At 53.1% G+C, this 13,406-nt stretch carries 11 protein-coding genes; 1 reads left to right on the forward strand and 10 read right to left on the reverse strand.

The window, feature by feature from the left end:
* Window positions 1-62: 62 nt before the first annotated feature.
* The 8 genes from QEH52_RS05780 to QEH52_RS05810 form a co-directional block, all read right to left on the reverse strand.
* Window positions 63-212, reverse strand: a complete 150-nt coding sequence (locus tag QEH52_RS05780; RefSeq protein WP_308949145.1) for a hypothetical protein — start codon at window positions 210-212, stop codon at window positions 63-65.
* Window positions 213-294: 82 nt separating this feature from the next.
* Window positions 295-549, reverse strand: coding sequence for a ParE family toxin-like protein (locus tag QEH52_RS05785; RefSeq protein WP_308949146.1), 255 nt, complete (start codon window positions 547-549; stop codon window positions 295-297).
* 130 nt (window positions 550-679) lie between these two features.
* Window positions 680-895, reverse strand: coding sequence for a DUF6088 family protein (locus tag QEH52_RS20695; RefSeq protein WP_425609280.1), 216 nt, complete (start codon window positions 893-895; stop codon window positions 680-682).
* Between the two features lie 60 nt (window positions 896-955).
* Window positions 956-1,540, reverse strand: coding sequence for a hypothetical protein (locus QEH52_RS05790; protein WP_308949147.1), 585 nt, complete (start codon window positions 1,538-1,540; stop codon window positions 956-958).
* On the reverse strand, window positions 1,537-2,709 hold the full coding sequence (locus QEH52_RS05795; protein WP_308949148.1) for a PDDEXK-like family protein: 1,173 nt from the start codon (window positions 2,707-2,709) through the stop codon (window positions 1,537-1,539). Before QEH52_RS05795 ends, QEH52_RS05790 begins: the two co-directional genes overlap by 4 nt.
* On the reverse strand, window positions 2,706-4,046 hold the full coding sequence (gene drt2 / locus QEH52_RS05800) for an antiviral reverse transcriptase Drt2 (RefSeq protein ID WP_308949149.1): 1,341 nt from the start codon (window positions 4,044-4,046) through the stop codon (window positions 2,706-2,708). Before drt2 ends, QEH52_RS05795 begins: the two co-directional genes overlap by 4 nt.
* Before the next feature lie 1,079 nt (window positions 4,047-5,125).
* Window positions 5,126-6,451 (reverse strand): NCS2 family permease, encoded by a 1,326-nt coding sequence (locus tag QEH52_RS05805; protein WP_308949150.1) that lies wholly within the window; start codon window positions 6,449-6,451, stop codon window positions 5,126-5,128.
* 39 nt (window positions 6,452-6,490) lie between these two features.
* Window positions 6,491-7,297, reverse strand: coding sequence for an outer membrane protein OmpK (locus QEH52_RS05810; protein ID WP_308949151.1), 807 nt, complete (start codon window positions 7,295-7,297; stop codon window positions 6,491-6,493).
* A 181-nt stretch (window positions 7,298-7,478) separates the two neighbouring features.
* Between QEH52_RS05810 and QEH52_RS05815 the strand changes: the two genes are divergently transcribed.
* Entirely contained in the window at window positions 7,479-8,729 is a 1,251-nt protein-coding gene (locus tag QEH52_RS05815) for a uracil-xanthine permease family protein (protein WP_308949152.1), read from the forward strand.
* A 74-nt stretch (window positions 8,730-8,803) separates the two neighbouring features.
* Here QEH52_RS05815 and QEH52_RS05820 read toward each other — a convergent pair whose 3' ends face one another.
* Complete coding sequence (locus QEH52_RS05820) at window positions 8,804-9,748, reverse strand: PEP-CTERM sorting domain-containing protein (RefSeq protein WP_308949153.1); 945 nt, start codon at window positions 9,746-9,748, stop codon at window positions 8,804-8,806.
* 106 nt (window positions 9,749-9,854) lie between these two features.
* Window positions 9,855-13,397, reverse strand: a complete 3,543-nt coding sequence (mfd, locus tag QEH52_RS05825) for a transcription-repair coupling factor (protein ID WP_308949154.1) — start codon at window positions 13,395-13,397, stop codon at window positions 9,855-9,857.
* Window positions 13,398-13,406 lie beyond the last annotated feature (9 nt).

A 13,406-nucleotide genomic window follows, 5' to 3' on the forward strand; every position in this document is an offset into this window, starting at 1 on the left:
GTAAATTGTTAAAATGGTGAGGCTGCGGGCGATTGCCCGCAACCTCGTATGTCGTGGTTCGCTTACTTCGACTTGCCGCGAGCGGCTGCACTTTGTGCGCGGGTGGCGAAGGTGCCTTTCGAGACCTTGCCTCCATTAGAGCGGGCGGCTGCCGATTGGATCGCGCTTGCGCGGGTGGGTGTCATTGCGGTGGTTTTTCCTTTATTAGCCATATTTTGTATTTTGCTTAGAAAGGGCGGTTTATTCCGTCCCCTCTACCCCTAGGCTTGGAGGTTCCACAAAATAATAGGCGAATTAGCCGCGTTTTTTGATGATTTGGTTGTATTTTTCGTGGGTAACGACGCGTGTAATCACGAAACCGACCTGTCGGCGCTTCACTAGCATCCGTTTTCGACGACTCGGCGGGATCGAATATACGCCATTTAGGCGCTGTATCGGTTTTCCACCGAACTCGGCTGGGTGCTGTCGTTCATGTTCCACCGCTTGGGTGATTCTCTTACAGCGTTCGTCTTCGGCTTGGCTTAGGCATACGCCTACTTTGTTTCTCATTGCTGCTCCTTGGGTAATGGAGGCGGTTAATTCCGACCTCCTTACCCTCAGGACTCAATCTTCCACAAAATAATTAGGCTATATGGGGCAGAATCGACCGAATGCGGCTATGATGTAGCCGAGAATGAAATCAGCGAAACCTGTGTAACGTTTTAAAGGCAAGTCCGCTGATGCGCCCCGCAAGTTGCATACGCTTGGGGCTGGCATTGCGTAGCTCGATCATTTGATGACCGATTTGTGCCTTCTTGCTGGAACTATCCGTTAGGAACAAATGCTTTTGTGTAGCGACGTGACCCCTGACTTGTTCGTTAACACGTCTTAGTGTCTTTTCTTCAAGGGTTTGCATTGGGTGGTTGTTGTTCGTCTGGTCAGAAAAACTACCCTGTTTTTCTGACGGATCAAGGCTCTATTTCGCTACGAGAATATCAATGCTGTCAGTTGATGCCGGAGCGCTTTGGCTGACATGTTCAACTGGGGCGTCTTTGGGAGTGCTTGAATTGAAGAGTCCAAATGCACCGATGCCGATGCCAAGTATGAACAGGATGAATGATCCAATGCCTAGATTCTTTTCTATTTCAGGATCAGGGATTCGCTCCTCATCTCGTTGATCCATCTGCTCGTAAGTCAGGTCTTCATTTAGATACTTCTTGTAGTCGCTTGTCCAACCTGCGAACAGTGCGGAGCAAGAGAGGTAAGCGAAGGCGACTAAGGTTCCAGCTAATATGATGCCTGCGGCAAAAAGTCCAAGTGCAGCTTTTGCCTGCCATCCGACATTCTCTGGCCCTAAAGCACCTACGAAACTCAGTGTTGCGACTGCACCGCCAGAGTTAAGAAACATTAGATACTTAATCGCTTCTTTCCCCCATTGCTCTTCTAGGTGGTAAAGCTGCTCCCACCTTTTGGAGATGTATTTTCCCTCTCGTTCTCGTTTTTCACTTTCCTCTTTCCAATGGAGGTAAGCTTCGTCGGTGCGTTCCGTCTCTTCGCTCATGATTGCTGGCCCTTGAGCACTGTATTGATGATGTCGATCATTTGAATGAGTTCGTGTTCGAGATCGTCCACGAAGTGGCCGAATTGGATGGCTTGGAAGGTGTCGGCATTCCAATTGCGGTGACGGCTCCAATAGTTCCATGCGGGCCAATAACCTGTTTGTTTGGAGTTTCCGTAGGTCTTGTTGAAGCTCTCTCTAAATGTGTTGCGGACGGCCTGTTCGAGTTTGCCTTGATCGCTCAGTCCAAAGATTAGATTGGAAAAGTTACTGCCTTGAAACTCGAAGCAAATGCAGAGCGGGGTCGGCCAGTTGTCTGAATGGAAGGAGGCGCTGGAATAGACTGCTCCGAAGTCATCTTCTGGGCCGCTTAAGTGCAATTTGTGTTTCTCTGCTAAGAGAGTGAGTTTTTCTCGAAATGTGTTGAGGATGTCCCGTTTCACATCGCTCTCGGCATTACGCACCGCGAAGAACGCTTGCAGGCTTTCTGGATTTTGAAGGGCGGCGGCGGTGATTTTTTGGCTCATACGGCTGTTGGTGTTTTGGTTCGTGAGTGCCTTGATTAAGTGAATGTATTGGGTTATTGATTCGCGCACAGTTGGCACGGTGGTCGCTTCCTTACGGCAAGCTTCGAGCCAATCAATGATGTGAGTTGCGTAGGCGATGGATTGTAGTTTATCGGGGTGTGTTTTGGCGATACTTACAGGGGGCGATCCGTCTAGGGTGAGGAATAGAATGTGTCCTTCTTTGAATGCGTTGTGATAGCGTAGGATTTGGTTTTGCTGCTCTTCGGCGTAGATCTTGTTCTCGATCATGATGCAGCCACCTTTGGCGTCGCGTAATAGAATGTCGATACGACCACCACTGGTTTTGGTGACTGGGCCGATATGATACTCTTGGTCGACTCTAGCAGTTGTCGTGTCGAAATCGGTGATTTCCAGTTGATCAATAAAGAGGTCGAGGAATGCCGCACCTTGTCCATGTGAGCCTTTCGGGTTGAGTAGCTCGGCGAGTATCGGGGAGTGAGTCTTTACTTCATAATGCCCGACACCGAGGATCTGCATCAGATTGAAGTTGCCACCAGTCTCGCGTTCAAGTTCCGCCTCGTAGTGGCAGATCGTTTGAGTGAGTTGCAGGAGTTCGAGGGCTTTGTGTGTGGTGGAAGTGCTCATTTCTTCATCTCTTCTTGAAGCTTACGCCAGTGGTTCTTCATCTGTCCCTTGATTTCGGGTGCGTTCATTCGTTTCGCCGCATCGTAGGCGTAAGTAAGGAAGTTGCCTGTGCCTTTTCGTTGGGTTCCTTTACGGTTCTTGAATCGTCCAGAGATTAGGTAGCTGTATTGTAAGTATAGCTTTCGCTTTCTGAGTGGGCTTTCGGGTAATCCTTTGCTCTGTTCAATACTATTATACTTAGCCCGAGTCTTTCGTGCTAGAGAAACGCCGCGCCTCATCTTGCTGTAATAGCGTGAGAGTGAGGATGCTCGGATCAATTTTTGTGTGCCCGAGAAAGTGAAGCCTAGGTATTGCAGCGTCTTGTTCTCTAGAGCGACATGGCTCTTGTCTGCTGGGAATTCGACTCGATGAGTCTTACCCTCATTAATATCTAACTTGAGGAGAGCGATTTGCTCCATTGCTAGGTCTTCGATACGTTGAGCTTCAGTTGGAGGCGCCACGACCATTATGTCATCGCAATAGCGTCGATATAAGCCACCGACTTGGCTGGCAGCAGCGTGCATTGCTGCATCGAACTCTAACATGTAGATGTTTGACAGAATTGCGCTGATGGGCGTGCCTTGTGGAATGCCCCGTTTCTGTGAGATTTCGGGATTAAACTGAATCATGCCGCTGCCGCGGATCTTTTTTCTAAATTCGTCCGCAGTGCAGATTCGTTGCCTATTCAGTGCTTTGGGCTTCGGGTTATGTGGGCTGATCGAAAACTCCTTAAAAGCCTCGGTGCGATCTACCGAACAGAAGTTGGCGAGGCTCTTGTAAACGGAAAAGTGGTCTTTGGGGAGTCGTTGGACTCCGAGTAGGTCTTGCCAGCATGTCTTTAAGTAGTCGTGGTCTAAGCGGTCGAAAAACTTGCTAACATCCAGCCCCAAGGCGAGGCAGGGGCGTTTGACTTGGATGAAGCAGAAGACTTCTTCGGCAAAGGCGACGTTGTTCATCTGACGCCCGGGATGTCGTCGAAATGCAGTGACTGCCTCAGTGAGTCCTCTGGTCGCCAACTCTGCTTCGTAGTAAATCGAGAGGATTTGAGCGTAGTAGGAATAGATGGCTGCATCACTATGTGCACAGATCTTAATGGGGCGCTCTTTCGGCGTTCGAGTAAAACTTCCATCGTCATTCTTCTTCACCTTAGGAGTAGTCACTGTAAAGCTGAGCAGTGGGTAGAATGCGTGACTGCCAACCTTAGCCGGATCGGTGGCTAATGCCTTCGCCTTGCTGGGAGACAATGGCAGATCAAAGTGTAGGTAGTGACGTGCTTTAAACTTATATTCAGGCAGCACGTTGACCTTTCGTTACCCGGCTCTCAACAGGGGAGAGACCCGCTAAGCGGGCTGGGATCAAGGTATCGGCGCATCCGTAGTCCCTCCCCCCCTGTTTGCAAACGCAGCAAGCTGCGTTGTCACTCAGCCGAAGCTGAGGCCGATGATCAGAATATTGTGTAATATCCTTATAACCATGAAACCTATAAATAAATATATCCTTCACAGCCTTGTTGAAATCTTGCTCACCATGATAATTAATTATCAAATCGGACTTGACTTCATCAGTGAATCCCTCGGGTCCATTTAACCCCAAGGCAAGAATAGAAATAGTGTAAGGTTGGGGTGTAGCGCAACTCATCTTTTTACTGTTAATGAATTATAATTCCCCGTTAAAGGGGCGTCGTTGGGGGCTTGCTCGAGGAGTTTACCGCGCACGGCGAGATCGAAAATGAAGCGGCGCAGGCGCGGGATGGCGTCGGTCGCTTCGGCTACTTCAGCAAAATGCTGCAGTAATTGCGGGTGATTGATAGCGGATGGCGAATGGGGAGGCACGGTAGGTGGGGACGTTGGGCATCGAACGCCCAACTTTGAATGCTGAAAAGAGTGAAAGGTATTAAATGGATTGCCAAGCCGGATGTTGATGCCAGTGGGGAGTCAGCCCCATTTTGTCGAGTGGATTGGGGCATGCAGGTGCTTGGGCGATGTTTCTCTTGAATCATGAGCCGGCAGTTTTTTAGACGTAGTCATAGATCGAAGAGCGAAAGCCACGGTTTGGTATCCGAGACATCGAGCTACTCCTTTCTTTTAATTATGGCAAAAAAAGAGACGCGCCCTTGAGGTCAATCCATACAAGGTCGCCGGTGCGGCGGCGGGTTCGTAGCTGCGCTTGCTCTCGCTTTGAGGGAAGGGAATGGCGTTCTTTGTGTTGTGAGCTGACGGGCGTCTGAAGTTCGATTGACCGGCGTCCGCGAGCGGACACGCTACTTTGTTGAGAAGTGTGGTGTCGTCGCTTGCGGCGGCGGGGATTCGTGGGCGGCACTAGCTTTCGCTTTTAGGAAAGCGTTGCAGGGGACGCGGGGTGACTCTGTCGAGTTGGATCACTCCATGATGTAAAATAGCAAAAAGATCGCGCCGATGGTATAGGTCATCCAGTGCAGTTGTTTGGCTTTGCCGCTGGTGACGCGTAAGAAGATATAGAGTAGGAAACCGATCGCGATGCCGTGGGTGACGCTGAAAAATAGGGGGATGGTGATTGCGGTTAAGATCGCTGTCACGCGTTCGGTGTATTCTTCGTAGGGCACGTGTCGTAGCCCTTCGCCCATGAGTAGTCCGACAAATATGAGAGCGGGTGCGGTGGCAATGGCGGGAATTGCGGCGATCAATGGATAGCAAAAGAGTGCGATTAAGAAACAAACGCCGACCACTACGCTGGTAAAGCCTGTGCGGCCGCCTGCTTCGATCCCTGCGGCGGATTCGACATAGGAGGTAGTGGTGGAGGTGCCGAGCATTGCACCGCAGACTGTGGCTAGGGCGTCGGCGCTCAGTGCACTGTTGGCTCGAGGTAATTGATCGTTCTCATCTAAGAGCTGGGCGCGGCGGGAGAGCCCGATGATGGTACCGACAGAGTCGAATAGATCTAGAATCAGCAGGACGAAGAGTACTTGCAGTGATTCGAGGTTGGTGAAGGGGTAGAACCAATCGAGTTGTAAGAATGTTTCGCCGAGTCCGGAGGGGAGGGCGAATAAGCTCTCGGGCAGGGTGGTCAACATCTCTGGTGCGCCTTCTGTGCTGGCTGGATTGAGTACGAATAGGCCGCTGATCGCGAGTGCTAGCATACTGATGATAATCGCGCCTGGCACGCGCCAGACAGTTAAGGTGCAGATGGCAAATAAGCCTCCCAGCCCGAGTAATACGATGGGGTCGCTAAAATCTCCATGGGTGATGATGGTGGCGGGACTGGCTTCGACCAAACCAGCTGCCTTCAAGCCGAGTAGTGCGATGAAGAAGCCGATCCCGGCTTGGATACCTACTTGGAGCCCCTTGGGCACGGATTCGATGATCTGTTTGCGAACTCCGGACGCGGAGAGGATGAGGAAGATGATACCGTTCCAGAAGGTGAGACTCAAGGCGCCTTGCCATGGTATGCCCATGCCTAGCACGATGATGAAGGCGAAGTAGGCGTTGGTCCCCATGCCCGGAGCGAGGGCGATGGGATAGTTTGACATGAAGGCCATCAGGAAACACCCGATGGCCGCCGCGATGGCAGTTGCCATCATCACAGCTTGCGGGTCCATACCCGCGTTCCCGAGCAGCATCGGATTGACGACCAGGATGTAAGACATCGCAGCGAAGGTGGTGATGCCGGCGATGAGCTCTGTCTTGAGGTTGGTCTTGTGTTCTCCGAATTTAAAGAATTTTAGCATGTTTGACTGGTTCGAGATTCTTGAGTGCTGTGGCGATGTTTAGAAGTGGTATTTGAGCAGGAAGCTGCAGGCGCTTTGATCGGTTCCGATGGGCAGATCTTTTAAGCCATATTTGTTGCTCCAGTAGTCGTATTCAACACCTACATAGAGGCGTTGTGACTCATTCCATAGTAGTTTGCCCAAGTTGTATTTGATCTGTGGGTTGATGTGCAGGTTTTCTTCGTAGCCCGAGTTTTCGGATGCGAACACATAGTCAATATAGCCGTCGATGATGATTTCTGATTGGCCAAATGGGAGGGTGTAGCCGAAGCAAGGTGTCAATTGCCAGCCGCGTGAGTTATTGTTTTGCGGGTCACGATAATAGAGGTTCAGGTGAAAGTAGTCGAAGCCTGGCAGATCGAGGTCGATGCCGATGCCGTAGAGTAAGCTCTCGACGTCGCCTTCGCCGAATTCATAGGTGGTGGCAACTAACACGTCCTGCACCGGGCCGAGGCTCCATTCGCGATCTGTGATTTTTCCGAAGCTGAAGCGTGGGGAGAATTCCCCGTAGAAGGCGGACTCTTCGCCATCTGTGTCCAGATAATCGAGGTAGTCGATAAATGTGAAGCTGTCGCCAAAGCTCCAGGCACTGACATGCTCGAAGGTGACGGTCTGCTGATCTTCCGCATCGACGCGGTATTTGCCGCCATAGAGGTAGCTTAGGCTGAAGTCTTGCCACTGGATCCATTGCGGAGCCCAGCTACCAGAGTCTTCCTGAAGGGGAGCCTCTTCCGCCTGCAAATTGGGCGCAAGCGTGAGCATGCTAACTAGTGTGGATGTTTGAATGAGTCTCTGTAGAGTTTTCATGAACAGGCAAAGCATCGAAATCGGGGAGCGAGTCCAACGCTATTTCTGCATGTCCTAGAAGTAGTTGAAATGTGAGTGCGATCTATTAGTAGCACGAATCATGCGACAAAACGTGCTTCTCGTTACTTGTTTCGGTTTTTTTAACTCGCGCGCAGCCATGTGGCACAAATGATTCCGCCCCATGGCAGCAACCGACTATAAATTTCGCCTGAAAGATAGCATCATTGGCTTACAGTTTCTTTTTGTGGCCTTTGGCGCGCTGGTGCTAGTGCCCATACTGACTGGCTTAGACCCCAACGTGGCCTTGTTTACGGCAGGCATCGGAACGCTCGCTTTTCAATGTATCAATCGCAAAAAGGTGCCGCCCATCTTCCTGGCATCGTCTTTTGCCTTTATTGCACCTATTATGTATGGTGTGCAAACCTGGGGGCTGCCGGGCACATTGTCGGGCCTGATCGCGGCGGGTTTGTTTTATGTTTTAATTAGCTTCTTAGTGCGACTGCGACGTGCGGACTGGTTGCACTATATTCTGCCGCCCGTGGTGGTGGGGCCCGTGATTATCACCATCGGCCTGATTCTCGCGCCAGTTGCGGTGAATATGGCGATGGGCAAAACGGGGGATGGTAGCGTTGAGCTGGTGCCTTTGCGGCAGGCGATGTCGATTTCTTTACTTTCACTGATGGTCACGATCGTGGTGATCTTAAAAGGGCGGGGCATGTTCAAGCTACTCCCTGTGCTGTGCGGCATCGTGGCCGGTTATACGCTTTCGGTTGTGCTGGGAGTGGTGGATTTTGCGGCGGTATCGAGTGCGCCCTTATTTGCGCTGCCTGCATTTACGGCGCCTGAGTTTAATTTAGAAGCGATCTTGTATATGCTACCGATTGCAATTGCACCTGCGGTCGAGCACCTCGGCGACATTCTCGCGATCAGCAGCGCGACTAAGGAAAACTATCTGGAAAAGCCAGGCCTAAAGAATACACTTTTGGGCGATGGTGTGGCCACCTGCCTGGCGGCGTCGATGGGCGGCCCACCCAATACGACTTATTCCGAAGTCACCGGGGCGGTTAAAATCACGCAAGCCTTCAATCCAGCCATCATGACTTGGGCGGCACTCTTCGCTATCTTATTGGCATTTGTCGCGAAGCTGGGCGGTTTATTGGCGACTATCCCTGTGCCCGTGATTGGAGGTGTGTTGATCTTATTGTTCGGAATTATCGCCAGTATCGGCATTCAAACCATTGCGGATCACAAGGTCGACTATAACGATTCGCGCAATCTCATCATAAGCTCCGTGATTTTAGTCAGTGCGATTGGTGGGATGAGCTTGGACCTAGGCTTTGTCTCACTGAGTGGGATCGGGCTCGGTGCGATCTGTGGCATTGCTCTGAATTTGGTGCTGCCGCGCACTCAGCCGAAAAAAGACGAGGCCTAAGCTGGTGAGCTTAGGCCTCGGGGGTGAAATGTGATTTTGCAGTTGAGTTGTCGTGGCTATGTTTCGTGGGGCGATTACTTGCGGCTACGACGGGCAAGTGTGGCAAGCAGTGTCAGTCCACCCAGCAGGAGGCCGTAGGCTGATGGTTCAGGCACGACCATTAGAGACCCGCTAAAAGAGTAATTTGCATGTAGGTATGCAGTGGTACCATCAATTTCTGTATCTGTTATATAGCTGGCTACTTGAACTGTATCGAAATAGAGCTGAACGAGGCCGCCACCTGCATTGATGTCGTCGATAATTGATTGCCCGACATTCAGTGCGTGGCCTCCGAGTCCGCTCGCGAGCGTCGCGGCGGCGGCATCGGAATAGGCCGAAATGCTGTCGTCGTTAGTGTTGATTGTTGGCCCATAATCAATGATTTCGTAGATATTGGAGTAGCCGAAAGAAATGATCTCGGTGCCAGCGTAAGATAGGACAGCTTCGACTTCGCCTGGGTTGGCAGTGTACTGTCGATTTTCGATGGTGGAGGATAGGTCGCCAGTCCAGTCCTCGTTGATGGTATCATCGCCCAGATTCCAACTGTCTTGTATGTCGGCACCAACTTGCCCGAAACTAAGCGTAATATCACTGTAGTTGAGTGAGTTATTCGCCATATAGCTGCTTAGGTTTATCATGAAGGAGGGAGTCGTCGCTTGCGCGGCACCCAATTTAGGTCCATCTGGGTTTGTGAGGGGAGATCGATCTAAGCTGGTGATATAGTAGTCCGCGCGCAAATAGGTATTTGGATCGCCGGCATCGAGTGGAGGGGGCGCGTTTTGAATTACATTGCTGACTTGGTGTCCAGTGTTGGCATGGCCCACTTGTGCATTTCTATAGCCTGTAATGCCGTAGCCGTTGGTGGGGTTGCCGATCAGGTCGAGTTTGGAGCTAGACTCGGGCGGTAAGGCGAGGGGGAAGGCGAAGACGCTTGTTGTGGTGAGCAGTGCGGCTGCGGTGATCGCGGTGGTTGTTTTCATATAGCTGGTAGGTTTAGGTTAGTTTCGGCTTAACGCATAGGTGATTGTGCCCTAATTGTAAATCATAAACCGCTCAGGGGTGAGGTGGCTATATGCCCTGTTTTACCTATTTTGAATGCTTACGTAACCAGCGTTGGATTTCGTTGAGTCGCTTGATGGGGTCTTTGGCTTTGAGCCGCGGGAAACGGCTGCCGGACTTTAGGAATTCGCCCGATTTGCCCGGCATGGCGAGCTTGCAGATCAGGCGATCGCCTTCGCTCTCGACGCGGCGCACACCGGCGAGCTCAGCGAGGATGCGCACTTGGCTGACGGCGATCAGTGCTTCGGTGGGCAGGGGGCGCTTGCCAAAGCGATCGGCTAACTCTTCGGCGATGTTGAGTACGTCTTCTAGCTTTTCAGCTAAGGCCAGGCGGCGGTAGAAGTCGATGCGCAAGCGGGGCTCGGCGATGTATTCGCTGGGCAAGGAGGCCTCAATTAGCTCGCCTTTGCGGTTGCCATACTCAGCGTCCTTAATCGCGGCAAAGCTAAAGGAGCCGCTGGTGCTGCGGGCACGGCTGCCGCCCACGCCGGTGGTGATGAAGTCGAGTTTTACTTCCGCTCGTATGCGGTCGGCTCCCGGATCGCCTTTGAGACGAGCCACGCTCTGTTTGAGTAGTTGGCAATACAGTTCAAAGCCGATGCCGGCGATGTGTCCGCTCTGCTGTGAGCCGAGTAGGTTGCCGGCGCCGCGTAATTCCAAGTCGCGCATGGCTATGCGAAAACCGGCTCCTAGCTGGTTGTGTTGTTTGAGCGCGTTTAAGCGCTTTTGCGCTTGTTCCACAACCGCGGCGTGACGGTGCAATAATAAGTAGGCGTAGGCTTGCCGTTTAAAGCGGCCCACGCGCCCGCGGATTTGATACAGCTGCGCGAGTCCGAAACGGTCGGCTCCTTCGATGATCAATGTATTGCAATTGGGGATATCGATGCCAGATTCGATGATGGTCGTGCAGACTAACACGTCGAACTTTCCCGCTACGAATTTCGTCATGATTTTTTCCAGCGCGCCCTCAGTCATCTGTCCGTGGCCGACGGCGACTTTGAGCTTGGGGTGCATGGCTTCGATCTTAGCGGCGACGCCTAGAATGCTGTCGACTCGGTTGTGTAGGTAAAATACTTGTCCACCGCGATCGGTCTCGGCTTGGATCGCGGATTTGATTAGCTTTTCATCGTAGCTTTTTACAATGGTTTCGATGGGGCGGCGGTCCACTGGTGGGGTCTCGATCACACTCATAGCCCGTGCGCCTGCCATGGCGAGGTAGAGTGTGCGCGGGATCGGTGTGGCACTGAGTGTCAGGATGTCCACATTGCTGCGAAGTTGCTTAATACGCTCTTTTTGTTTCACACCGAAGCGTTGCTCCTCGTCGACGATTAAAAGGCCGAGATCTTGAAAGATAACGTCTTGGCTAAGCAAGCGATGGGTGCCGATGACGATATCGACCTTACCGGCTGCGAGGTGTGCGATGCTTTCTTTATTTTGTTTCGTGCTACGAAACCGGCTGATCATGTCGACAATGATCGGGTATTGAGCCATGCGCTCGCAAAAGGTGTTAAAGTGCTGCTGGCAGAGCACTGTGGTGGGCACTAGCATGGCGACTTGTTTGCCCGCGAGCACCGCTTTGAGGGCCGCGCGAATGGCGACCTCTGTCTTGCCAAAGCCCACGTCGCCGCAAATCAAGCGATCCATGGCCTCTTCTTTTTCCATGTCTTGCTTGGTGGCTTCGATCGCCGTGAGCTGGTCGGGCGTTTCTTTAAACGGAAAGGCGGCTTCAAAGTCTTTTTGCCAAGGGTGATCGGGCGGAAATGCAAAGCCGCCTGCTTGGCTGCGGCGGGCATGGAGTTGCAGCATTTCGGCCGCGTAGTCCAGCGTGGCCAACTCAGCGGCGGCACGAGTCTTGTCCCAGGCGGCGCCACCCACTTTGGCGAGCTTGGGGCTGGACTTGGTGAGGCCGACGTAGCGGGTGAGTAGGTGCGATTCTTGCAGGGGCACATGCACCGTCATTTGCTCCGCAAACTCGACGGAGATCACCTCTTTGGAGCCACCTTGTATTTCTAGCTGTGTGAGTCCGCGAAAGAGGCAAACGCCGTGTTGCAAATGCACCAGTGGGTCGCCGTCTGCTAGCTCGGTAAAGTCGAGCAATTGATCCACTTGAGAAATGGTGGGGCGCGCGCGCGCTTCGTTGCGGTCGACTTTACGGCTGCGTCGTCCGAAATACTCGGTGTCGGTGATGCATACGAATCCCGATCTTGCATTCGTTTGAAAGGGGAGGTGGAGCTTTGCCGACGAGTCGCTTGGTCGGAAAATGAAGCCACCTGAGATCGTGCCTTGCACGAACTGGCAGCTAAGCTTTGCGGTTTTCGTATTTTCTGTGAGTAGTTCTTGGATGCGTTGGGCTTCGCTCTTGCCCGCGGTCGCGAAGACGATGTGAAGCCCCTCTTGCGCCCAGTCTGCGATTTGGTTCTCAAATTTGTGGCGCGCCTCTTGTTCAGACTCGAAACGGTCATAGCCGATCTGTGCGTGAGCGGTCTGAAAGCGATAGTCGCTGGTCGCTTCAGAGCGAATCTCCACTCGCTGGGCGGAGCGGAAGAGTGCGGGATCTGTATCCAATTCGCAAATACCAGTGAGCGCGTCACGTTGATTGCGTTGGGCGAGTACTTGGTAGAATGAACGTAGAGATGCCGCGCTACTTGTCGGCCGAAGCTCAACGTGTTTGCTGTCGCCTCGGTTCAGGGGGAGATGCGAAGTTGGAGCGGCGTCTTGCGTGGTTTGGGGAGACGTCACTGGCGTGACATCGCTACGGGCAATCGCTAACTTCTCGAATCGGTAGGGGTGCTCGCGCACAAGTGCGGAGGGGTCTTCGAGTGCCCATTGCACCTCTTCGACGGGAAGGTAGCTGAGTAGTGCGCCTTCGCTGCGCACACTTTGTTCGGAGCCCGCGGCTGGGCTGGCCGGGGCGGCGGCGATGTGCAGGGCGTTTACTTCGTCGAGTGTGCGCTGACTGGTGGGGTCGAAACTGCGAATGCTCTCGATCTCGTCGCCAAAAAAATCGATGCGGTAGGGGCACTGGGCATCGTAGGGATAGATGTCGATCAGGCCGCCGCGAGTGGCGATTTGCCCGGGTTGTTCGCAGAGTGCTTCCGAGTCGTAGTCGAACTCGGTGCTGAGCTGGTCGATCAACTCGCGGAAGGGCTGGCTTTGACCGACTTCGAGTGTCAGGCGCCGTTGAGCAAAGTCGGCTTTGGCGGGGCATGCGCCCAGCAGAGCTTCGGGGGTGGCTATCAGTAGTCGTCGGTCGGGCGCTGTTTCTAGTAAGGCACTGAGCACCGAAAGTCGGTCGCATATGCGGTCGGCGCGGCGTTGGGCGTCGATGTCGGGTGGCGGATCTTCGGGGAAGTAGAGGATCTGCAGGGCGGGGCTCGTGCTCGACCATGTGGCAAAACGCTCCACTTCGGCAGCCAGTTCTTGTGCGCGGCGCGGGTCGGCGACCAAGGCGAGGGTGAGGGAGGCGGGGGATGCGCTTGCGAGTGAGTGCAGCAGCGGTGCACGCGCCTGTGCGCAAACGCCGTGGTAGAGCGTAGGTGTTGGCGTGGCTGCTTTACTTTGTGCGGGCACCTGGGACTT

The organism is Thalassobacterium maritimum (assembly GCF_031127805.1).
Lineage (GTDB): Bacteria > Verrucomicrobiota > Verrucomicrobiia > Opitutales > Coraliomargaritaceae > Thalassobacterium > Thalassobacterium maritimum.

Coding starts and splice junctions, on each gene's coding strand:
- QEH52_RS05780 (WP_308949145.1), bottom strand. CDS start 212: ATGGCTAATAAAGGAAAAACCACCGCAATGACACCCACCCGCGCAAGC.
- QEH52_RS05785 (WP_308949146.1), bottom strand. CDS start 549: ATGAGAAACAAAGTAGGCGTATGCCTAAGCCAAGCCGAAGACGAACGC.
- QEH52_RS20695 (WP_425609280.1), bottom strand. CDS start 895: ATGCAAACCCTTGAAGAAAAGACACTAAGACGTGTTAACGAACAAGTC.
- QEH52_RS05790 (WP_308949147.1), bottom strand. CDS start 1,540: ATGAGCGAAGAGACGGAACGCACCGACGAAGCTTACCTCCATTGGAAA.
- QEH52_RS05795 (WP_308949148.1), bottom strand. CDS start 2,709: ATGAGCACTTCCACCACACACAAAGCCCTCGAACTCCTGCAACTCACT.
- QEH52_RS05805 (WP_308949150.1), bottom strand. CDS start 6,451: ATGCTAAAATTCTTTAAATTCGGAGAACACAAGACCAACCTCAAGACA.
- QEH52_RS05810 (WP_308949151.1), bottom strand. CDS start 7,297: ATGAAAACTCTACAGAGACTCATTCAAACATCCACACTAGTTAGCATG.
- QEH52_RS05815 (WP_308949152.1), top strand. CDS start 7,479: ATGGCAGCAACCGACTATAAATTTCGCCTGAAAGATAGCATCATTGGC.
- QEH52_RS05820 (WP_308949153.1), bottom strand. CDS start 9,748: ATGAAAACAACCACCGCGATCACCGCAGCCGCACTGCTCACCACAACA.